Origin of the sequence: Pararhizobium sp. LjRoot238 (assembly GCF_964252955.1) — a bacterium.
Classification (GTDB): Bacteria; Pseudomonadota; Alphaproteobacteria; order Rhizobiales; family Rhizobiaceae; genus Pararhizobium.
Genome location: NZ_CAXUPP020000001.1, coordinates 423,708 through 444,253, shown reverse-complemented (window position 1 = coordinate 444,253; position 20,546 = coordinate 423,708). Strand labels below are relative to the sequence as shown.

The window sequence follows — 20,546 nt, the reverse complement described above, 5'->3', positions numbered from 1 at the left end:
CAAAACGGCATGCACGGCTGGGCGCGCGCACAACCCGCCTACATCCGGATCTTGCTTTTCGTACCCTGCCTTGTGGAATATCTCGCTTTCAGTCTTCTATACTTGGCTGGATTTGCTGTCCTGATCATTCTGATGGCTCTGGCCGCCATCTTCAGGCTCGATCGCGAGCCTGACGGACGGCACACGCGCTAAAGCCGAAAAGTTACCGGGCCGCCTTCAATGGCTGTTCGATGTAATATTTCTCATAGCTCTTGCGATATTTTTCGGCCGCGCCGAAATCGCTATATTTGCCAAGCTCATCCATATCGGTCTTGTTCAGCATCACGCCGAGTATCTTGGCGTTGAACTGCGGATCGGATTGCAATACGTCCCGGACCAGACGGGACGGCGTCTTGCCCCATTCGACGACCATCAGAAAGCCGTCGGCAAAGGGTGAAAAAGCCTTGGCGTCGATGACCGGCGCGAGTGGCGCGAGATCAACGATGATGTAGTCGAAGGCCTTGCGCGCATTGTTGATGAGGGTTTCCATGCCGTGCGAGGCCAGCAGTTCGTTGGTGTGATAAAGATGCTCACGCGGCGCAATCGGCAGGATCGCAAGCCGCGTTTGCGGATCGACTCTCAGACCCGCCGTCCACTCGGTCTCACCGAGTACCGCTTCCAACAGGCCTGTTTTAGGCGGCGGGGAAATCATGCGGCTGATTGCCGGGTTTCGAAGGTCCGCGTCGATCAGCAGCGTTCGTTTGCCGCTGGCCGCAAGCAGCCCGGCAAAGTTCGCGGCAATCGTCGATTTTCCTTCGCCCGGCAACGCAGAGACAATACCGATCACCCGGTTCGGCCGGCCTTGCAGCATGACGTCGCTGGCAAGTTTGGCGTTGCGCAGCGTTTCGGCAAAGGCCGAGCGCGGCGACTCCACGGCAATCCGGGTCATGCGCGTCAACGGAATGTCGGTCTCGGGCTCAGTTTTGACCACGTCCTCCTTGGCAAGGCGGCTGCGCGTCTTGTCCCAGAGGGTGCTGGTCTTTTTCCCGATTAGCGGCAGATAGCCGAGCGACTTGTGTCCGAGGATCGAGCGGACTTCTTCTTCCAGGCGGAAAAAACGCTCGCGGAACTCCTGAACGCCTGCAATTGCGGCACCCACCATGAAGCCAAGCACGATGGAAAGAGCAAGAACCATCGTTTTCTTCGGGCTTGACGGCGCTGAGGGGACACCGGCGTCCGAGATGATGCGCGCTTTGGCAATCGGGAAGGAACGCTGCTGCGCGGCCTCCTCATAGCGGCCGAGATAGGATTCATAAAGCGTCTTGAGCGCTGTCGCCCTCTGTTCCAGTTCCCGCAGGTCGACCAGCGACCTGTTGGCCTGCGAATTGCTGCCGACGACACCTTCGATGCTTTGGCGCAGCGACGCTTCGCGGGACTTGGCCACTTCGAATTCGTTGCGGTAGCTTGCCGTTATCTGCTCCAATTCCCGGAAGATCTGGCCGGCAAGCTCCGTTTTTTCGGTCCTGAGGCTCACCGCCTGAGGATGGTCTGCTCCGAAGTTCTGGGCAACGGCCTGCTCACGCTTGGTGACGGCGAGATAGCGTGTCCGCAGATCCTGAATGACCGTATTGTCAGTCTCCTTCGAAGAAATCGTCGCGTTGTCGACGGCATTGTCTGGACCCTGATCGACAATCGACTTGAACTGGTTGTAGCGGGCAGAGGCGCTGGCTGTATCCGCCTGCGCGACGATCAACTGGCTGTTGAGGTCGGAAAGCTGCTGTTCCGACATCAACTCTCCCCGCGTCGAGGTCAAACCGTTTTCCGACTTGAACTTTTCCGCTTCCAGCGAGGCTGCCTGCGCGCGCTGGCGAAGATCGGTCAGGCGTTCCTGCAGCCAGACGGAGGCGCGTTCGGTGGCATCGAAGTTCGCATTCAGCTGATCGGTCAGATAGGCGTTCGCATAGGCCCTGGTGATGCTGGCTGCGAGCTGCGGGTCGGTCGATTTATAGGAAAGCGCGACAACGGAGCTTCTAGCCACCCGCTCGACGGTTATTGCCTGCTGGATATAGGCGGCAGCGGTCTCACGCTTGCCGTTGCGCGCCGCAGCCTCGGAAATTTCGGGCTTGCCGCTGAAGACACCGGCGACAGACCTGATTGTCGATTTCAGCATTGAGATCAGCGACTGCGGCGGATTGAGAATGGTCTCGTTTTCCCAAAGCTTCTCGGCATCGGCGACGTGCAGGGCAAGTTCGCCAGATTTCAGAATTTCGACAGCGCTGGAAATTTGCGTGTCGGCCTGCTGCGTGCTCTGCGGCGAAGGAGCTTCTTCCGCATATTTGGACAGGTTGTCATCGAGCAGGATCTGCGTCTGCGACGTGTAGACCGGCGTCGCAAGCAAAAGGTAAATCGCACCGAGGAGGAAACACGCAATAACACAGACGGCCACGACCCTTGAACGCCGCGCCGCAACCGCGGTTAGCCGGTTCAAATCGATGAACGAGTCGGCATCATCGCTCCGCAGCGATGGAACAGTGTTCAACGGAAGGGGTCTTTGATTCATGGGCGGCTTTATCTCCGGATGCTTCTTGAGTTCATATCTCACCCCCAAATCACGTCGGGGATGAGACCAGATATTTCACCGGTGCTAAACCAGCGAAAATCATCATTTTTTAGGCGGCCTGTATCGCCTGTTCGTGCGACAGCACCATCTCGCGAACGGATTCGAAGACCAGATTGCCGATGTCTGCACGAGCCAGAGCAAAGGCGACGTTGGCCTCGATGAAGCCCTGCTTGGAGCCGCAATCGAAGGTCCGGCCTTCGTAAGGATGGGCGTGGAACGACTGGGTTGCCGAAAGGCGCAGCATGCCGTCGGTCAGCTGGATCTCATTGCCGGCGCCGCGCTGCTGATGCGCGAGGATCGAGAAGATCTCGGGCTGAAGGATGTAACGGCCATTCAGGTAATAGGTCGACGGCGCTTCGGACACGGGCGGCTTCTCGACCATCTGCGTGACTTCGAAGCCATGCCGGGTTTTGGCTCCCATGCCGACGATGCCGTATTTCGAGGTTTCCTCAGGCGCGCATTCCTCGACGGCGACGACGTTGCCGCCGACATCGTTGTAAAGGTCCATCAGGCCGGCCATGCAGCCACGGGCACCATAGCAGATCATGTCGGGCAAAAGCAGCGCGAACGGCTCGTCGCCGATCAGGTCGCGGGCACACCAGACCGCATGGCCGAGACCAAGCGGCGCCTGCTGGCGCGTGAAGCTGACGGAGCCCGCAGCCGGCAGCATGCGCGCGAGCTCGGAAATCTGGGCATCCTTGCCCGATCGCGTCAGCGACGAAATCAGCTCGGGCACATCGTCAAAGTGATCCTCGATGGCCTGCTTGTTGCGGCCCGTCACGAAAACAATGTGCTCGATGCCTGCCTGCATTGCTTCCTCGACGGCATATTGCACGACGGGCCGGTCGACGATGGTCAGCATTTCCTTCGGCATTGCCTTGGTCGCGGGCAGAAACCGTGTGCCGTTTCCGGCCACCGGGATAACGGCTTTGCGAACGGATTTGACAGGAGCCATAGAACTATCCTTTGCTTTTGTGCGGGCTGTTGCCCGGGGTGGTTCTACTCATCGTTTTCGGCGGGTTGCCGAAAGGGCGAATTGCAGTGAACGGCGCCATCAGGCGCCGCAGTCTGACGGCGATCGGCATGCGCAGATGCCGAATTGCCGCCGGATTTCTCCACGCGGTTCTCACCGCGTCGGAAAGGGCCCGGGCCTTGATCTGGTCGACCAGGATGATGAACGACCGTGCATCCTCGATGCTGCGGTGGCGGCGGTTCTGGGCCGCCATCGATGCCTCGTCCAGCCGGTGGTTTTTGAGAAACTCGGCATCGGCGGCCAGCATCGCGTCCACCTGATGCAGCTTCAGCACGCGGGAGATGGACCCGGTTCTGATGTAATAGGTGTAGCCGGCGCTCGGCTCGACGGCGCAACGGCCGCCCTTTGCAAGGGCTGACGCCAGAAGCAGATAGTCCTCGCCAATCGGCAAGGTTTCATCGAAGCGCAAGGCGTGCTCCTCCAGGAAACGGCGCTCGAAGATCGGCTTCATGTAGCCGTAATTGTGCTCGGACTGAAACAGCACGTTCGAGCCGATGAAGGCCGGAAGCGTCAGCGTCTCCAGCGCGGAAAGCTGCGCTTCCTCAAACATCCTCTTCGTTCCGCCATCCAGCGAAATGACATCGATATTGTCGACGACGATCTGCGCGTCCGCACGCTTCGCCCGCGCAATCATCCGCGCCGTGCGGCCGGGGGAAATCGCGTCGTCGGAATCGAGGATGACGATCCAGTCTCCGCGCGCGGCCGCAAGGCCCGCATTGCGGGCTCCGCCGGGCCCGCGATTCTTCTCGAGCCGGATCAGGCGGACGCGCGGATCGGTGTAGGCGTTGACGATATCGGCCGTGTCGTCCGGCGAACAATCATCGATGACGATGACCTCGACGCTGACGCCGGTCTGCGCCAGCGCGCTGTCGATCGCGCGCTCGATCGTGTCGCGCGCTTTGAACGCGGCCAGGATGAATGTCGCTTGCGGATGCTGCATCAGGATGACCGAGCCTCCGCCGCGCCGTACTGCTCGATTTCCCGCACACCCAGAAGCCCGATGACGACGCCGGCATGCAGCGAGGCGCGCAGGATATACTGGTTTCGGCGAACGGGAGAGAAGAGGAACGCTGTCGCGGCAATCGCGCAGTAGCCGCCCTTGGCAGAGGCAAGGGCCAGCTGGCGGATCTTGCCTGCCAGGCCCGATCCCGCTTCGATCAGACGCCCGTGGGTCTGGCCGAAGCGGAATTTCCGCTTGGCGAGCCACGAAAAGGCCGCGCGCTTGGCCGGCACCGGCTCCTCAACCCAGGCCCCCGGCGCATAGCCGATCTTGCCGCCCATTCGGTGCATGTGGGTAAAGTACTCCGTATCCTCTCCACCACTGCGACCGAGCGCGAGGTTGAAGCGCCGTCCGGCGAGCGATGGGGCGGCGAGACGCAGAAGGGCATTGCAGGTGTAGCCGGTGACGATCCGGTCGCCGACCCAGACCGGAAACGTCGAATGAAAGTCGCCGCGCCGCATCCAGCCTGGCGCGTCCTTGTCGTAGACGGCCTTGACCGGGCCGAGCACCACATCGGCCTCGGTCGCCTCCGCCGTTTCAATCAGCCTGACGATCCAGTTTTCGCCGGCCGTCTCGTCGTCATCGATGAAGGCAAGGAAATCGCCCGTCGCATTATCGAGGCAGGCGTTGCGGGCAATCGAGATATTCGAGGATGGACAATGCACATAGACGATCTCGTGCGGCACGGAGGCGCGCAAGGCGTTCACGCGGCCTTCGGCGCTCGGTACCTCGTCATTATCCGCCACGATGATACGGATCGTCGCTCCCTCGGGAACAGCAATCGCGCCCAGCGAGCGCAGGGTCTGTTCAAGCTCCGTCCGCCGATAGGTGCACACACCGATATCGATGCGGATGTTATGCTCGTTCCGGTCAATCTGTGTTCTCATGAAGCGACCCGTCGATTGCGGAAGTCGAGAAGCTCGCGCCAGAAACCGGCCGACCAGGCGAAATGCATAACCATGGCGGAAACGGCAGCGAGCGGCCCATAGGGATTTCTCTGCCCCAGCGCCATCCAGGCGCCGTAGCCAAGGCACGCGATGGCCCAAAGGACGACCGGAATGGCGGCGGCCCAATTGATGACGGCAAGCAAGGCGCCGATTGCTACTGGCGCGACAGCAAGCGGCAACATCTGACGAATGCTCGGCATGGCGCGATGCTTCAGAAAGTTCTTTGCGCGGCCGCGGCCATAGCCGAAATACTGGCGGAACAGCGTTCCGGCGGTGCTGCGCGGATAGTAGATCATGCTCGTCTTGTCGGTCATCCAAATCCTGTAGCCCGTTTTGTGGAGGCGGTAGTCGAATTCGGCGTCCTCATTATGGCTGAACATCTCGTCATAGCCGCCGACCGCCTGAAAGGCGGAAATTCGCATCAGTGCATGGTGCCCGTGATCCGCCCAATGGCCGACCGCGCCTGTGCGGTGCTTCGAACCACCATTGCCGAGCTTGGAGTTCTGCGCGAAGGCCGTGGCTTTCTGGAACGTGCCGACACCCACGGTCTTCATGGCCACCACCACGGAATCGGCGCCGGTCGCGATGGCGTCTTCCATCAGGCGCTGGCAATAATCCGCCGGATACTCGCCGTGGGCGTCGATACGGATCATGTAGTCGTAGTTCGCACCGAGGGTTGCGACCGCGAGATTGATGGCTGCGCTTTGGATTTTCTTCGGGTTGTCGAGCAGCTTGACCTTCGGATTGACGCTGGCGATCCGCTGGACGATGTCGCGCGTGCCGTCGCTGCTTCCGCCATCGACCACGACGAGATCGGCGTCGAGGTCCTGCAGCGCGCCTCCAAGCTTGGCGATCAGGGACTCGATATACTTGGCCTCGTTGAGGCAGGGAATAACGATAAGGCTACGGCCACGCTTCAGATCATCAGCTTTCATAGCAGTCCACCCTTATTGCTTTGTGTTTGCGAAGGCTCTTGCAGCATTGCGGAATGTGCGTCGTTCGCGCGCAGGGCCGTAAGCCGGTTGACGAGCCGCTGGCAGTCGGTCTTGTCGAAGACCCAGCTCTCTGACCCGGTGCCGGCAACGCGGTCGAATTCTGCCAGGTACCGCGCGGGCGTCATGTCGGCCAGGAGGCGGGCAAGCACGGCGCTTTCGGCGCGATCCAGAAACAGGCCGATGTGTTTTGCCGAGAGGAAGCGGGCCGTCTCCGTGCCTCTCATGGCAATCGGAACCGCCCCATACCGGCATCCCTCATAGAGCCGGTTCGGCAACAGCCAGCTGGAATTCAGGCCTTCCTCGAAGAAGTCGATGCCCCAGGAGAAATGGACCTCATGGTAGATGGCAGCGAGGTCCTCGGGGTTTTTGTACGGGCCGTGAAACGTCATGAAGGGTTCGTTTTTTACGAAGCCATCGAAATCATCGAATTCGGAATAGGCCGGCCGGCCGCGCAACACGATTTCGAACTTTCCGTCCATGGCGCGCGAGAATTCCGCGAGAAGTTTCAGGGATTTCTGGCAGCGCAGGGCACCGAACCAGCCGATCTTCCAGGGTGCGCCGGGCTCGGGCGGCCGGGGCAAAACCGGCTTTATCGCCGTGCCATCGCCAAGGTCGATGACCATGTTTTCCAGAAGCAGCGTCGGGGCTTTCAGTTGCGAGATCGGCCGGAAATAATTCTCGATGAAGGCCGGCGAGCTGGTGACCAGCAGGCTGACATTGCGCCCGAGATATTGCTCGGCAGCACGCAGCGCCCGGCCCGCAAAGTCCTTGCGCAGCAGAAGGCGGTGAATGTCCAGGCATTCGTAGACAATCGGGATGTCTCCGCCGAAAATCGCATTCGCCCTGTTTGCAAGCGCAAGCATTTCGAGATTGCGGGCAATGATGATACCGGGCCTGCCGACCCCACGAAGCTTGCCGCCAAGGACCATCGCAGCCTTGCCCACCGCGGCGATCCGCTGGGCAAACTTTCCGTCCCTGGTGATGCCAAGCTCAATGACACCGTTTGCGGAAGGTGTGTCTGCGCCACGCCGGAAACCCGCCACTGTCACCTTGGCGCCACCTGCTTCAAGCGTCAGGGTCCTGCGCCTGATCGCCGGGTCCGCCACATCATGTGCCAGGTACAATACGTCCAGCATGAAAACTTCCTGTTTTCCGCTCAGCCTACGCGGAGCCTAGTTCAGTTTTTTGTGCACCGCAACATTCATGTTGCGAGTGCTAACAAGTCTTAATCAAGCTTGCAGGTGATGGATTCCGGAAACTGGCACTTGTCACCAGGGGCGGTGAAGGCGACGCGGTCGATCTGCATCTTCGCCGGTCCCTGGTAGTCGAACTTGCCCATCCAGTCGCTCAAGGTGTCGGTACCCCAGAGACTGAAGAAGATTTTCTGGTCGTTGACGGGGATTTTCGCAGGGTCGTTGATATCCTGCACCAGGGTCCCGTTGACATAATACCGCAGGCGGTCCTTTTCCCAGACAAAGGCGTAATCGTTGAACGCCGCATTCGCGCCGCCCTCGACATCGACCAGTTTCTCATTGCCGCCCTTGGCCGAAACATACTGGTTGACCTGAACCTTGCCGGGATCCTTGCCGAGGACCTCGAAGTCGATCTCGTCATGCGGCTTCTTGTCGGTCGGCCCGATATAGGTGAAGAAGGCGGAGTTCAGACCGGAGCCTTCAGCGGTCTTGATGCGCGCCTCATAGGTGCCGTAGCCGAAGCGCTTGCGGGTCTGGATCTCGCCACAGGAGTAGTCCCGCTTGCCGGCCTTGCGCTGTTCGAAGGTCAGTTCGAGCATGCCGTTTTGAACCGTGACCTGTTTCTTCGACCAGGTGCAGTTCTGGTGGGCGCCATTGTCCCAACCGTCCGAAACGTACCAGACACTTCGATCGATCCTGTCGAAATTCTCGACAAAGGATGTTCCTGCGTTCGCCCCTTGCGCAAGGGCGGCCACAGGAAGGCTGGCGGAAAGAACGGCAAGGATGGTGAGCGTTTTCGAGATCGGTTTTGTCATCGTGTCGCTTTTTCCTCTGCGGAATAGTGTTCGGACCAACCCCTCTGGTTTGCTCCGCTTTGTATTGCGGGCTTCGGCGCGGAACCGGGCCGGCCCGCACGGCTGCCAGTCAGGACAGCGTGCAGCCCTGGCGTCAGGCGCTTGGCCGCATTGTGCGAGGTGACGAGAATGAGAAGGGCAAGAAGCGGCGTTGAAAAATAGAAGAGCGGATAGAGCTCCGGCTGGGCCGCCTTGTTCCAGAACATCCAGAAGGCGATCAGCAGCGGGTAATGGGCGCAGAAGATCCAGAAACTGAGACCTTCCGTTTGGGAAAGCCGCATTCCAAGGCGTGAACGCACCAGGATCGCCGAAATTGCCCAGGAGCCGACAATGCCGCAGATCGCCGTCAGATTAAGCAGTATGTCGAGCCAGGCGGGGAAATCAGGGCCGGTCCAATAGAGTGCGGTCGCCAGCAGTGCGGCGGCCGTCAGAAACAGCACAGAAATTTTCTCCGCATGCGGATCGAGCATCCGGATATCGATCTTGTGGAGGCTCGCATAGATGCCGCAGCTGAAGCCGAACAGGATCGATTTTTTCAGGAAAATGCCATTGGGGATCGGGAAGATGGCATAGATGAAGAAAACCGTCAGCGTCGCCAGCGGATATCGCTTGATCAGCAATCCGAGAATCGGCGCAAGCAGGATGCAGAGAAGCAGATCGCGCAGGAAATAGAGCGGAATGTTGATCGGCTGCGCTTCGATCGCAAAGGCGAGGGTCGCCAGCTCACGCGGCGTTGCCGCGATCGTGTCTGGAAGATAGCCGACGCCGATGCCTTGTCCCTGTGCGATGTAGACGAACATCAGGAAAGCGAGATTCCAGATGAGGAACGGCAACAGAACCGTCCGCGCCTTGGAGCGGATTGTCTTGCCATAGTCGAAACTATCGAGCCCGCGGCGGAACAGGAGATAACCGGAAATCGCGCTCAGGCACGGTACGCCGACGCGGAAAATGCTATCCCCCAGGAAAACACGGATCCAATCGATGAAGCCATTGGCACCGAGAAATGGGCTGGTCTGCGGATCAAACGGAACGTGGACAAAGACGATCCCCGAGATGAGCAAGATGCGCATCAGATTGATCCGCGATGATATGTTCGCGTCGATAACCAAGACGACATCCCCTGTTTGGGCCACTCCCCCCAAAGCGGCCGTTTCAACCAGAGCAGGCTCGAACCTGCGTCGTCGAAGATAGGGCAGTGCGTGTCAAATAATATGGCGCCGCAGCAAAAAAATTGCCTGCCATGCTGCAATGCACGCGGTTTGGAGGAGGAAAAAATACCCGCCTGGCGAGCTATCCTGGCCCCAGTGTTTCTAAAAAATGGCCTAGTCACAGCACTTTGAAGAATGTGCGAATATTCCGATAAAAGCCGCTCAGCGGATATTTTTGTCGGAAAAATTTTATTCAAAAATACACGATTTTGCACGTCAAGGTTTATGAGATCGCTCTGCTCGGTCCGGATGTGTCCCGAAATAAGGCGTTCTCACAACCGCGCGGCGGCGTATTCGCAGAGTTCACGCTCCGGTGTTTCCCCCTTCGGTTCCGTGACGCCTGTTCTTGACGAGCTCGTAGATTTTTGCGAGCAGCGGGCGCTCCGAAAGAACCACGAACACGGTGTAGATAAGACCCCCGATCATCGCGCCAACAACGATCTGCAGCACCGGATTTGGCAAGAGAGAACCGAAAGTCTGGAGCAGGTAACGAACGAGGAGTGCCATCGCCAACGCCATCAGCATAGGACGGCTGCTGACATAGAGCCCTTTGACGAATGGCGTCCCGTCCGCGCGAAAGACCGCCCAGGAATAGGCCACCAGCGTCACGGCATTGACGATGCAAAGCCAGATCATCGCGTCGATCAGTGTACCCGTGCTTGCGCCATAGGCGACCGCCGCGCAGGTAACGACCGCGCGAATGACGGCAGACCAGAACAGAGCGCGGCCGTGCCCAACGCCTTTCAAGTAGGGAATGAAGGTGCTGCAGGGCGTCAGAATGCCTTTGGAAAGCGCAAGCAGCCCCAACACCGGCCAAGCATAAGCCCACTGCTGGCCGAAGAGAACGCGCATGGACGGTTCCGCGAGCGCCCAGAGACCGAACATCATCGGAGCGAGCAAAACGGTCGTCACCTGTGTACTGAACATCAGCGCCTGCGACCGGCGCTGCTTGTCATCCATCATGCCGCTGAAGGCCGGGAAAAGAACACCCATGACGGCCGAAAGCACGACTTGGTTCGGAATGCTGGCAAACCGGTTGGCGGCCGAATAGGCACCGGCATCGGCAAGGCCCAGATAGCGCGAAATGATCACCATCGGCGACTGGAATGTGATGAAGTTGGCGATTTCAGAGCCCATCATGCCAAGGCTGAAACGGCTCAATCCGATGACCCGGCGGGGGTGGAAGACGAGGCGCGGCATATAGTGCGAGACGGTGTACAGGCCGCAAAGGCGCACGAGTGCGGACACGAAAAGCTGCGCGATCAACGCCCAGACGCCCCAGCCGAGAAGCGCCATCACAACGGCGACGACGGCGCCGAGTGATTCGGAGACCATGCTCCAGACGGCGTCCTTGCTGAAGTTCATGCGCCGGGCGAGCAGCGCGTAGGCAACATCGCCGCCGAGTTGAAGAGGGATGAGAAAACTCATGAATCTCAAGAGGTAAGCGGCTTCGGGAGCGCCAAGAAGGGCAGCAAAGAAATCCGCGTAGACATAGAGCCCAAGCGCCATAAGGCAGGAAATCGCCAGGTTTGCCCAGAAGACGGAATGGACCGTTTCCATCTCCTCTTCACGCTGAATGACCAAGGCCGAGGTCAGTCCCGCGCCACCGATCATGGCCAGAAACTGAACAACGGTGAGTGCCACGGCGACTGCGCCGAACTCCTGCGGCGTGAGGATGCGGGCAAGAATCGGCACGGTGACAAACTTAAGCCCGAATGTGCATGTCTTGGATAAAATGCTCCAACCGACATTGCTCGTGACGGATTTGACGTTGACTGTAGGGGGCATGTTAAATCCTGTGTGTCGATTGGGAGGATCAAGGCCGAGGAGAAGCGCCGAGGTGGGGCGCGGGCTGAGGGAGGAAACCAGCAACATCTTCTAGACAAACCGCAAGGACGAAAAGATGGCGAAATTTACGGTTATCATTCCTTACTACCAGAAACAGGCTGGAATTCTGCAACGGGCGCTGGAGTCCGTTTTCGCGCAGAGTTACCAGAATTTCGATATCATCATCGTCGATGATCAGTCTCCCTTCCCGGTGGAAATCGACCTCGACAGCCTGCCGAAGGAGCAGCGTGCGCGCATCAAAGTGATCAAACAGCTGAACGCCGGACCGGGCGGAGCGCGCAATACGGGCCTTAACAACGTTACGGCGCAAACGGATTTTGTCGCCTTTCTCGATTCCGACGACTTTTGGATCAGGGATCATCTCAAGAACGCCCACGATGCGATGACCCGTTTCGGATCGGATTGCTACTGGGCCTCGATCACCGGCGGCGACGCCTTTTATTACCATTTCACGGTGTCCGAACTGCAGAAAACCGAGACTGTAATCCGGCTTTCAGAGAGCCCGCTGGTTCTTGAAGTTCCCGAATTCCCCAAGGTCCTGCTCCGGGATTGGAGCTTCTTGCACCTGTCCTGCATGGTTATCGGGCGAAAACTGTTCGAGGCTCGCCGCTTTGAAGCGGAGTTTCGTCTGGCGGCGGAAGACGTGCTGTTTTTTTGCGATTGCGCGATTGCGGCCGAACGGGTCGTCCTCTGCAACGACCCGGGCGCTGTGCGGGGAGAGGGCATCAATATCTTCCATAGTATCGATAATGATTCTCCGCAGTTTCTCTCGCAGCAATTCAACACCTGGGTTGCACTCGATACATTGGAGGAGCGGTTTCCACGCAAAACAGCGGAAGCCGCTTCCATCCGCTCCTACAAGCATACCGCAAGGAAACAGGCTCTCTGGAGCCAGGCGCGTTTGGTCAAGCGGCGGAAAATGCCGCAGTTCAATCTCCTCGCACGCTGGGCCTGGCGCGATCCCAGACTGTTGCAAAGTGCGCTTCAGCTTGCCGTCGGCAAATTATCACGTTAGCCCTTCGCAGGTGCGGCATTTTTTTGCTGTGCACACTGACATCCGTGACTGCTCCGGCATGTCGCGCCCTTTCAAGTCCCTTGGCAATGCAGACAGGAGTTGGTCATGGACCCCTATTACTGGGAATCGCAGCACGGAAACTTCGGCGACGATCTCAATCTGTGGCTCTGGGATTTTTTGATCCCGGGTTTTCGCGACGTTCACGCGGAAACCCTTCTCGTCGGCGTCGGTACGGTTCTCAACCGTGCGCTTCTGCCGGAGGGCCGGCATAAGCTGGTGCTGGGAAGTGGCTTCGGCTACGGCACCTTGCCGGACATGAGTGATAAGCGCGAATGGGACATCCGCTGCGTGCGCGGCCCTCTGACGGCGCAGAAGGTGGGCATTGATCCAAAACTCGGCATCATCGACCCGGCCGTCATGGTCGCCGAAATGCCCGAATTCAAAAACCTGCCGAAAAAGCACAAGAAGAGCTTCGTTCCCCATTGGGAATCGGCCGCTGCCGGCATATGGCCCGTCATTTGCGGAACCGTCGGTCTGCATTACATCGATCCGCGCGGTGACGCCAAGGAGGTCATTCGCGAGATTGCCCAGTCGGAATTGATCGTCGCGGAATCGATGCACGGCGCCATTCTCGCCGACGCGTTCCGCGTGCCGTGGGTGGCGGTAACGACCTCGAACAGCATCAACAGCTTCAAATGGAACGACTGGGCCCAGACCGTCGGCGTTACCTACCGTCCGCGTCACGTTCCCGTATCAACTCGGGCCGAAGCGATCACCAAGGGCGCGCGCTTCTGGGGTATTGGCTTCGACACGAGGCAACCGGCTCTGGAGGATCCGAACAAGCGGCAGATCGATGACAGCGCGATGGTTGCCGTGCGCGACCCCACGCAGACCTCCCTGCGTGTTGCCGCAAAGCAGCTGCTCGCCGCGCCATCGGCCCTGTCGCTGTGGCAGGCGGCACGCGCCACGCAGCAACTGAGCGCCGATCCTGTTCTGGCGGAGCGCAAGGAGCGCTTTCTGGGCGTCATTGAAAGCGTGCGCCGCGCCTATTTCTAATGCATGTCGCCCAAAAGTGTGCAGCGGTTTTGGGACAACGACATGCATAAGCACAAAGACCTAAAGCGCATCGCATGAATCCGTTTTGACGCGATGCGCTTTACAGCGCCGCGCGTCAAACATGACGCGCAAAGGACGCTGTAGCACTTTGAAACTGCTGCATAATTTTATCCTTAAATCGATTCCGATTTAAGGAATTATGCAGTAGTCGCGGCCGCACGCTCCAGCCGCCATCAACACCAGCCTCAGGCGGCAGTTGATGGCGGCTGCAGGAGATAGCGCAGCGCGCCCGATCCGCCGAGCGCCACCGGCGCCGCGTCGGGCTGCCGGCGAAAGCGCTCGGTCTTGTCGGCAAAGATTCCACCGGCGATCGCCAGGATCGCGGATGGCTTGCCGAGCGCGTAGAGCAGGGCGGCCTTCGGGCCGGATTGCCGCTTGATATCGAGGAATTCCCTAAGCTCGTATCGTCCGCGAATATGGCGCTCGTGCTGGCCGATCAGCGCCCTGGCCTGGTCGGAAAGGTCGGTCTGAGACAGGATTGCCCTGTCGGCCTCGTAGAGCCGCTTCAAATCGATCGTGCGGTGGCTGCCGCTCAGTGAATTGCCGCGCACGACCGCGCCATAGCCGCAACTGTGAATGATCTTGTAGCGCGCACCCTTCGTCAGCGCGCGGGCGTAGAGGTCGTAGTCCTCGCCCAGCCGCAGGCTTTCCTGATAGCGAAGCTTGTGCGCATCCAGAAAATTACGCCGCATCAGCGGTTTAAGAAATCCGATCTCTCCACGCCGGACGCCACGCTTGGAGATATTGCCCTCGATGAATTCGCTGAGATCAAGGATGCGCGGCGCAGCCGGGAAGGTTTCAAGCGCAAGATGCGCGCTCGACGCCTTTTCCTCGTCGACAAAGGCTATGTTGTCGGCGATGAAATCCCAATCCGTCTGGGACAGAAGGTTTTTCAGCCGGCCGGCAAAGAAAAAATCATCGGCATCGAGGATCGCAAGCACCGGTGCCTTCGATAGCGAGATGGCGTGATTGCGGGCCGCAGCCGGTCCCCTGTTGATGTCGAAGCTTGCGACGGTCAGCCTGCCGGTACCGTCGTCCACTTGCCGGGAAACATCCGCGGTGCCGTCGCTCGAGCCGTCGTCAATGACGATCACCTCTGCGGTTTCAGGTTCCGCCAGCGCTGACTTGATAGCACGCCCGATCGTCTCGGCCGCATTCTTAGCGGCGATGATGACGCAGACATCGGCATTCGGTTTCATGATCATGTTCCTCTATCGCTGTCACGCCGAAACTAGGCCGGCTTTGAACAGGCGACAAGGCACGATGTTGCACTTGCGAAGAGTTGATCGTCTTCGGCGCGCTGCGGAAGGATACAGGAAATGGGAAATCAGGGGCAGTCTATCGGTGCGTTCAGGAGTTGAAGTGGCGCGGATTGTTTGGAACGCGAAGCGTTTTCGGCTCTTTGTCCTCACCGGTCGATGCCGAAGCAACAGACTGGCCCCGTGTCATTTTCCGGCGGTCCCTGGCTTCTTTTGTCACCAGCGCCAGGACGGCGATGAAGTATCCGGTCTGCAACAGAACGGCGCAGACCAGTGTCTGCCAGGCAGTCGTCCAGGCCGAGCCAGTCAGAAAGTAGGTCGCTATGGCAAAAACGGCCAAGCACCCCAACATGCTGGCAAAAACACGTGGTGCAAACATCAGGACACCCTCAAGGCTACGTCTTGATCTGCGCGCATCATGGAAAAAGCACCTTCTCCTCTTAGGCGATTATTAACATATCGAACGTGGGCCGCAGATTCAACCGCCGCCTGGACACTATGTTTCATCTTGGTCAGGACCATTTACCGCATCAAATCTTAGCCCGCATTTAAATTCATCTGTAGATTGCGCGATAACTGAAAACATTTTTGGTGTCGTCAGACACGAAGATACGCCCGTCGACCACCTGACATTGACGGCTCGATACGACGGGCTGCAAATCAGTGCACGGAACAGGATTTTGCCACATTTCCGCCGGACTCCCTTCCGGTAGCACAATCGAAAGTTAATGTTTATATTTTAAATATCCAGAGGTTGCGGAAAAACGGCGTTATTGGTCAACTTTTGTTACAAAATTAGCTTTTTTTAATAAATCCATGTGCAGTGCAAAATAATGTTGCGTTGCAAAAATTATGCGTAAAGACATGAATAAATTGAGTGTAATATTCAACTGTTAAGAGTATTAAAATATAAAATAAGAACCTAAATCGCTTTAAATAAGAATAAATCGCGTGTTTTACTCAAGACGATTTCAGTCTAGATTCAGAACTAGTCAATAGCGTGCTTGACGTATCAATTAATTGATGGCATTTTATCAAAATAATAATCACTTTTTTCATTTTTAACTTGAGAGCGAACCAGCATGGGCGCGAAATGCGGCATGAAATCTGCCTTTAAAAAACAAAATCTGCCTCTACACTCTTCCGTGTAATTGATGCCATGCGCCCCAAGGGGACCCGACCAATCGCCAACGCAAATGGAGTTATCTCCCATGAAGTCTGCGACTCGATCGGCAAGTTCGCCGTATTTTACGACCATCGAAGCCGGGGCACGCCGGCCGATAGGGGGAATATCAAAGAGGGGGTTCGACATCGTTGCAGCGTCTCTGGCGCTCATCGTCTTTAGTCCGATTTTTCTGCTTCTCATGGCCCTGGTGAAGTTTTCGGATGGCGGTAGTGTCTTTTATGGACATCGCCGCGTGGGTCACAATGGTCGCTTCTTCAAGTGCCTCAAGTTCCGGACCATGGCGCCGGACGCAGACAAGATTCTGCAGGACCATCTGCGCAAGAATCCCAAGGCCTATGAGGAATGGCAGGCGACCCGCAAACTGCAGGACGATCCGCGCGTTACGGTAGTCGGCAGCGTCCTGCGCAAATTGAGCCTTGATGAGCTTCCGCAACTCCTCAACATCATCCGCGGTGACATGAGCGTCGTCGGCCCACGTCCCGTCGTGGAAGACGAGCTCGAGCTTTATGAAACATCGGCGGTCTACTATCTGAAGTCACGCCCCGGCCTGACCGGACTGTGGCAGGTCAGCGGACGCAACGATGTTTCCTATGCTGCACGGATCGCCTTCGACACCCACTACGTCACCAACTGGTCGCTGATCAGCGATGTCGTCATCGTTGCAAAGACAATTCCTGCCGTCTGCCTGTCCCGAGGCAGCTACTGATCTCAGTCTTCAGCCTTGTGAATACGCCGCTTCCGTCGTCACGCCGGGATCGGCTTTGGTATTAAGTGAGGGATTTTTATGAAAAGAAGTCTTTGTCTAGGACTTCCTGCCCTTGGCAAGCGAGCCGCAGGTGCGGCGCGCCTTTCCGTACTCGCGCTCGCAATCAGCGTTTCGGGTATCCACGCCGCCTTTGCCGACGATTATACGCTCGGCGCCATGGACAAGTTGAGAATCCGCGTTGCGGAATGGCAGACCGCCGAAGGAACCGTCAGGGATTGGTCTGCCATCAGCGGCGACTACACCGTCGGCGCGTCGGGCGGCATTTCCCTGCCGTTTCTCGGTACTCTGCCTGCCTCGGGAAAAACGACGTCCGAGATCGCCGATGAAGTCGGGCTGCAGCTTCAAAAACTGTTCGGCCTGCCGGACCGTCCGTCTGCCTCGGTCGAACTTGCCCAGTACCGGCCGATCTATCTGGCCGGCGACGTCCAGACGCCTGGAGAATATCCGTTCGCGCCGGAGATGACGGTCCTGAAGGCGGTCAGCCTTGGCGGCGGACTGCGCCGGGCCGAAAGCGGCCAGCGTTTTGCGCGCGATTTCATCACGGCCCAGGGCGAATCCTCCGTGCGGATAGCCGAGAGAAACAGGCTTCTCGTCCGGCGCGCGCGGCTGCAGGCAGAAATCGCCGAAAAGAGCGACATCGCCGTTCCCCTGGAACTGAAAAATGCCGCCGATGCCACAAGTCTCGTCGAGAGCGAAAAGGCCCTGATGGTCTCGCGCGACAAACGCCTGAAGCTGCAACTGACGCAGCTTGCGGAGTTGAAGTCCCTGCTGCAGAACGAAATCGAGGCACTCGGCAAGAAGTCCGTCACCCAGACCCGACAGCTGGCGCTGGTCATGGAAGACAAGGGCCGCGTCGATACACTGGCGGAAAAGGGGCTCGCGCTCAGCGCGCGCAAGCTCACCGTCGAACAAAGGGCGGCGGACCTGCAGGCGGCCCTGCTTGATATCGACACGGCGTCTTTGAAAGCCAAGCAGGACGTCAGCAAGGCAAATCAGGACGAGACCAATCTTCGAAACGATTGGGATGCCCAACTCGCCCAGGAACTGCAGAACACCGAAGCGGAATTGGATACGCTGGCCCTGAAACTCGTCACCAGCCGCGACCTCATGACCGAAGCTCTCCTGCAATCGGCCGATGCGGCTCAGACGCCGCAAGCCGGGGCGGTTGCCAGCGTCACCTACTCCATCGTCCGGCAGAAGGATGGAAAGTCAACCAAGATACCGGCGGATGAAGGTACCCTCGTCCTGCCGGGCGACGTCGTCAAGGTCGAGCCCATGGCTGTTACCCAGTGATGAGGCCCGATTGGCCGATCCTGCTTTGACCGTGAACCCGGAGACTATCGGCAGATCGAAGGAGAGGGCTTCGCATGACTGAGACATCGGCGCGAAAACACGGGCTACGTCTGAACACCGATGGCGACGCAACCGATGCAGAGATAAACCGGAAACTGACCGAGCATTTGAGAGCGAATGCAATCAAGATCACGGCAGATGCGGATGTGGTGAAACCGGCGCGACAGTCCGGAGGCTCTGGCCGGAGACCTGCCCTGATGCCGCTCGGAAAGGCTATCGCTCAGATCGTCGGCTTGGTGGCGCTCATTGTTCTCATGATCTTCGCCTCGATCCATGCCTACCTCTACGAAAAGGAGGCGAGGTAAAGGGCTCGATTTTGATAACGACCGCCCGTTTCCGCTAAGTGAGCGCTCGTGTTGATGGCGCCCGGTCACCATCATCCTGGGCGGGCGCGAGGAATGCACTGCTTTTCTGAATACAGCCAGGGCGAAGGCTGCCAGATGCCAGTCGGCGGCGACACCGCCCATTTACCCTGCTGAAAATTTGCGATACGCCCCGCGGCACATGCCCTTTGCCGCCGCAACGTTTTGGACCTCGCGCACACATGATTCGTATTGACAATATCAGCAAGCAGAACAGCCACCGTCTGCTCTTCATCGAAGCCTCCGCGGCGCTCAACAAGGGCGAGAAGATCGGCCTCGTTGGTCCGAACGGGGCCGGCAAGACGACGCTCTTCCGGATGATCACGGGGGATGAGCAGCCCGACGAGGGGCAGGTCTCCGTCGATAAGGGCATGACCATCGGCTACTTCAATCAGGACGTGGGCGAGATGGCGGGTCACAGCGCCGTCTCCGAGGTGATGAACGGCGCCGGCCCAGTGAGCGACGTTGCCGCTGAATTGCGCGAACTCGAGGCTGCCATGTCGGACCCGGACCGGGCCGGCGAGATGGACGCGATCATCGAGCGCTACGGCGAGGTGCAGGCGCGCTACGAGGAACTGGACGGCTATGCGCTGGAAGGCCGCGCGCGCGAAGTTCTGGCCGGTCTGAGCTTCAGCCAGGAGATGATGGACGGCGACGTCGGCAAGCTGTCGGGCGGCTGGAAGATGCGCGTGGCGCTGGCCCGCATTCTCCTCATGCGGCCGGATGCCATGCTTCTCGACGAGCCGAGCAACCATCTGGATCTCGAAAGCCTCATCTGGCTGGAGGAGTTCCTGAGAGGTTATGAGGGCGCGCTGCTGATGACCTCGCATGACCGCGAGTTCATGAACCGCATCGTCACCAAGATCATCGAGATCGACGGCGGATCGCTGACGACCTATTCGGGCGACTACGCCTTCTACGAACAGCAGCGGGCGCAGAACGAGAAGCACCAGCAGGCCCAGTTCGAGCGCCAGCAGGCGATGCTTGCCAAGGAAATCAAGTTCATCGAGCGCTTCAAGGCGCGTGCCTCGCACGCAGCCCAGGTGCAGAGCCGCGTGAAGAAGCTGGACAAGATCGACCGGGTGGAGCCGCCCAAGCGCCGCCAGGCGGTGGCGTTCGAGTTCCAGCCGGCGCCGCGCTCGGGCGAGGACGTGATCAACCTGAAGAACGTGCACAAGAGCTATGGCAGCCGCAGCATCTATGAAGGGCTGGACTTCATGGTGCGCCGCCGCGAGCGCTGGTGCATCATGGGCATCAACGGCGCCGGCAAGTCGACTTTGCTGAAGCTCGTGGCAGGCTCGGCCGAGCCGGATCATGGCAGCGTCGCCTTGGGTGCCAGCGTCAAGATGGGGTACTTCGCGCAGCACGCGATGGATATTCTGGACGGCGAGCGCACTGTGTTCCAGTCCCTGGAAGACGCGTTCCCGAAGGCGGGGCAGGGTCCGTTGCGGGCGCTGGCGGGCTGTTTCGGCTTTTCCGGCGATGATGTGGAGAAGAGGTGCCGGGTGCTGTCGGGCGGCGAGAAGGCGCGGCTGGTCATGGCGATCATGCTGTTCGACCCGCCGAACCTCTTGGTACTGGACGAGCCCACCAACCATCTCGACCTCGACACCAAGGAAATGCTGATCAAGGCCCTGTCGGAGTACGAGGGCACCATGCTGTTCGTTTCGCACGACCGGCATTTCCTCGCAGCACTCTCCAATCGGGTGCTGGAACTGACGCCCGAGGGCATCCAGCAATATGGCGGCGGCTACACCGAATATGTGGCCCGCACCGGCCAAGAGGCGCCCGGCCTGCGCAGTTGAGCGGCTG

18 protein-coding genes are annotated in these 20,546 nt (G+C 58.9%); 6 read left to right on the top strand and 12 right to left on the bottom strand.

Features of this window, described 5'->3' with window-relative positions:
- Window positions 1-202: 202 nt before the first annotated feature.
- From ACSQ3F_RS02320 to ACSQ3F_RS02280, 9 genes are all read right to left on the bottom strand, one after another.
- A complete protein-coding gene (locus ACSQ3F_RS02320) occupies window positions 203-2,539 on the bottom strand; it encodes a polysaccharide biosynthesis tyrosine autokinase (RefSeq protein WP_436098739.1) in 2,337 nt (778 codons plus the stop codon).
- A 109-nt stretch (window positions 2,540-2,648) separates the two neighbouring features.
- Entirely contained in the window at window positions 2,649-3,554 is a 906-nt protein-coding gene (locus ACSQ3F_RS02315; RefSeq protein WP_436098738.1) for a UTP--glucose-1-phosphate uridylyltransferase, read from the bottom strand.
- A 4-nt stretch (window positions 3,555-3,558) separates the two neighbouring features.
- Window positions 3,559-4,572, bottom strand: a complete 1,014-nt coding sequence (locus ACSQ3F_RS02310; protein ID WP_436098737.1) for a glycosyltransferase family 2 protein — start codon at window positions 4,570-4,572, stop codon at window positions 3,559-3,561.
- Entirely contained in the window at window positions 4,572-5,519 is a 948-nt protein-coding gene (locus ACSQ3F_RS02305) for a glycosyltransferase (RefSeq protein WP_436098736.1), read from the bottom strand. Before ACSQ3F_RS02305 ends, ACSQ3F_RS02310 begins: the two co-directional genes overlap by 1 nt.
- On the bottom strand, window positions 5,516-6,514 hold the full coding sequence (locus tag ACSQ3F_RS02300; protein WP_436098735.1) for a glycosyltransferase family 2 protein: 999 nt from the start codon (window positions 6,512-6,514) through the stop codon (window positions 5,516-5,518). Before ACSQ3F_RS02300 ends, ACSQ3F_RS02305 begins: the two co-directional genes overlap by 4 nt.
- Window positions 6,511-7,710 carry a glycosyl transferase family 1 gene (locus ACSQ3F_RS02295; protein WP_436098734.1) on the bottom strand — a complete coding sequence of 400 codons (1,200 nt, stop codon included), beginning with the start codon at window positions 7,708-7,710 and terminating at the stop codon, window positions 6,511-6,513. The genes ACSQ3F_RS02300 and ACSQ3F_RS02295 overlap by 4 nt, the downstream gene beginning before the upstream one ends.
- 89 nt (window positions 7,711-7,799) lie before the next feature.
- Window positions 7,800-8,582, bottom strand: a complete 783-nt coding sequence (locus tag ACSQ3F_RS02290) for a glycoside hydrolase family 16 protein (RefSeq protein WP_436098733.1) — start codon at window positions 8,580-8,582, stop codon at window positions 7,800-7,802.
- Window positions 8,579-9,691 carry an acyltransferase family protein gene (locus ACSQ3F_RS02285; protein WP_436098732.1) on the bottom strand — a complete coding sequence of 371 codons (1,113 nt, stop codon included), beginning with the start codon at window positions 9,689-9,691 and terminating at the stop codon, window positions 8,579-8,581. The genes ACSQ3F_RS02290 and ACSQ3F_RS02285 overlap by 4 nt, the downstream gene beginning before the upstream one ends.
- A gap of 441 nt (window positions 9,692-10,132) precedes the next feature.
- The gene (locus ACSQ3F_RS02280; RefSeq protein WP_436098731.1) at window positions 10,133-11,617 is read right to left on the bottom strand and encodes a lipopolysaccharide biosynthesis protein; all 1,485 of its coding nucleotides are present in this window, start codon (window positions 11,615-11,617) and stop codon (window positions 10,133-10,135) included.
- A 115-nt stretch (window positions 11,618-11,732) separates the two neighbouring features.
- Here ACSQ3F_RS02280 and ACSQ3F_RS02275 point away from each other — a divergent pair, with 115 nt between their 5' ends.
- Window positions 11,733-12,692, top strand: a complete 960-nt coding sequence (locus tag ACSQ3F_RS02275) for a glycosyltransferase family 2 protein (protein WP_436098730.1) — start codon at window positions 11,733-11,735, stop codon at window positions 12,690-12,692.
- Between the two features lie 105 nt (window positions 12,693-12,797).
- A complete protein-coding gene (locus ACSQ3F_RS02270; protein ID WP_436098729.1) occupies window positions 12,798-13,748 on the top strand; it encodes a polysaccharide pyruvyl transferase family protein in 951 nt (316 codons plus the stop codon).
- A 245-nt stretch (window positions 13,749-13,993) separates the two neighbouring features.
- Here the strand turns inward: ACSQ3F_RS02270 and ACSQ3F_RS02265 are convergent, their stop codons facing one another.
- The 3 genes from ACSQ3F_RS02265 to ACSQ3F_RS02255 form a co-directional block, all read right to left on the bottom strand.
- Window positions 13,994-15,013, bottom strand: a complete 1,020-nt coding sequence (locus tag ACSQ3F_RS02265; RefSeq protein WP_436098728.1) for a glycosyltransferase family 2 protein — start codon at window positions 15,011-15,013, stop codon at window positions 13,994-13,996.
- Window positions 15,014-15,158: 145 nt separating this feature from the next.
- Window positions 15,159-15,446, bottom strand: a complete 288-nt coding sequence (locus ACSQ3F_RS02260) for an exopolysaccharide production repressor protein (protein WP_436098727.1) — start codon at window positions 15,444-15,446, stop codon at window positions 15,159-15,161.
- Between the two features lie 633 nt (window positions 15,447-16,079).
- Window positions 16,080-16,403, bottom strand: a complete 324-nt coding sequence (locus tag ACSQ3F_RS02255) for a hypothetical protein (protein WP_436102212.1) — start codon at window positions 16,401-16,403, stop codon at window positions 16,080-16,082.
- Between ACSQ3F_RS02255 and ACSQ3F_RS02250 the strand changes: the two genes are divergently transcribed.
- The 4 genes from ACSQ3F_RS02250 (at window position 16,324) to ACSQ3F_RS02235 (ending at window position 20,539) form a co-directional block, all read left to right on the top strand.
- Window positions 16,324-16,959, top strand: coding sequence for a sugar transferase (locus ACSQ3F_RS02250; RefSeq protein WP_436102014.1), 636 nt, complete (start codon window positions 16,324-16,326; stop codon window positions 16,957-16,959). The two genes, ACSQ3F_RS02255 and ACSQ3F_RS02250, sit on opposite strands and share 80 nt — an antisense overlap.
- Before the next feature lie 78 nt (window positions 16,960-17,037).
- Window positions 17,038-18,312, top strand: coding sequence for a polysaccharide biosynthesis/export family protein (locus ACSQ3F_RS02245; RefSeq protein ID WP_436098726.1), 1,275 nt, complete (start codon window positions 17,038-17,040; stop codon window positions 18,310-18,312).
- Window positions 18,313-18,386: 74 nt separating this feature from the next.
- Complete coding sequence (locus ACSQ3F_RS02240) at window positions 18,387-18,677, top strand: hypothetical protein (protein ID WP_436098725.1); 291 nt, start codon at window positions 18,387-18,389, stop codon at window positions 18,675-18,677.
- 239 nt (window positions 18,678-18,916) lie between these two features.
- Complete coding sequence (locus ACSQ3F_RS02235; RefSeq protein ID WP_436098724.1) at window positions 18,917-20,539, top strand: ABC-F family ATP-binding cassette domain-containing protein; 1,623 nt, start codon at window positions 18,917-18,919, stop codon at window positions 20,537-20,539.
- Window positions 20,540-20,546: the final 7 nt, after the last annotated feature.

Excerpts from the sequence above, each read along its gene's own strand:
- ACSQ3F_RS02235 (WP_436098724.1), top strand. The coding sequence starts at position 18,917 with ATGATTCGTATTGACAATATCAGCAAGCAGAACAGCCACCGTCTGCTC.
- ACSQ3F_RS02305 (WP_436098736.1), bottom strand. The coding sequence starts at position 5,519 with ATGAGAACACAGATTGACCGGAACGAGCATAACATCCGCATCGATATC.
- ACSQ3F_RS02300 (WP_436098735.1), bottom strand. The coding sequence starts at position 6,514 with ATGAAAGCTGATGATCTGAAGCGTGGCCGTAGCCTTATCGTTATTCCC.
- ACSQ3F_RS02270 (WP_436098729.1), top strand. The coding sequence starts at position 12,798 with ATGGACCCCTATTACTGGGAATCGCAGCACGGAAACTTCGGCGACGAT.
- ACSQ3F_RS02320 (WP_436098739.1), bottom strand. The coding sequence starts at position 2,539 with ATGAATCAAAGACCCCTTCCGTTGAACACTGTTCCATCGCTGCGGAGC.
- ACSQ3F_RS02285 (WP_436098732.1), bottom strand. The coding sequence starts at position 9,691 with ATGCGCATCTTGCTCATCTCGGGGATCGTCTTTGTCCACGTTCCGTTT.
- ACSQ3F_RS02240 (WP_436098725.1), top strand. The coding sequence starts at position 18,387 with ATGACTGAGACATCGGCGCGAAAACACGGGCTACGTCTGAACACCGAT.
- ACSQ3F_RS02265 (WP_436098728.1), bottom strand. The coding sequence starts at position 15,013 with ATGATCATGAAACCGAATGCCGATGTCTGCGTCATCATCGCCGCTAAG.
- ACSQ3F_RS02245 (WP_436098726.1), top strand. The coding sequence starts at position 17,038 with ATGAAAAGAAGTCTTTGTCTAGGACTTCCTGCCCTTGGCAAGCGAGCC.
- ACSQ3F_RS02315 (WP_436098738.1), bottom strand. The coding sequence starts at position 3,554 with ATGGCTCCTGTCAAATCCGTTCGCAAAGCCGTTATCCCGGTGGCCGGA.
- ACSQ3F_RS02280 (WP_436098731.1), bottom strand. The coding sequence starts at position 11,617 with ATGCCCCCTACAGTCAACGTCAAATCCGTCACGAGCAATGTCGGTTGG.
- ACSQ3F_RS02310 (WP_436098737.1), bottom strand. The coding sequence starts at position 4,572 with ATGCAGCATCCGCAAGCGACATTCATCCTGGCCGCGTTCAAAGCGCGC.
- ACSQ3F_RS02255 (WP_436102212.1), bottom strand. The coding sequence starts at position 16,403 with ATGAGCGCCAGAGACGCTGCAACGATGTCGAACCCCCTCTTTGATATT.
- ACSQ3F_RS02275 (WP_436098730.1), top strand. The coding sequence starts at position 11,733 with ATGGCGAAATTTACGGTTATCATTCCTTACTACCAGAAACAGGCTGGA.
- ACSQ3F_RS02260 (WP_436098727.1), bottom strand. The coding sequence starts at position 15,446 with ATGTTTGCACCACGTGTTTTTGCCAGCATGTTGGGGTGCTTGGCCGTT.
- ACSQ3F_RS02295 (WP_436098734.1), bottom strand. The coding sequence starts at position 7,710 with ATGCTGGACGTATTGTACCTGGCACATGATGTGGCGGACCCGGCGATC.
- ACSQ3F_RS02290 (WP_436098733.1), bottom strand. The coding sequence starts at position 8,582 with ATGACAAAACCGATCTCGAAAACGCTCACCATCCTTGCCGTTCTTTCC.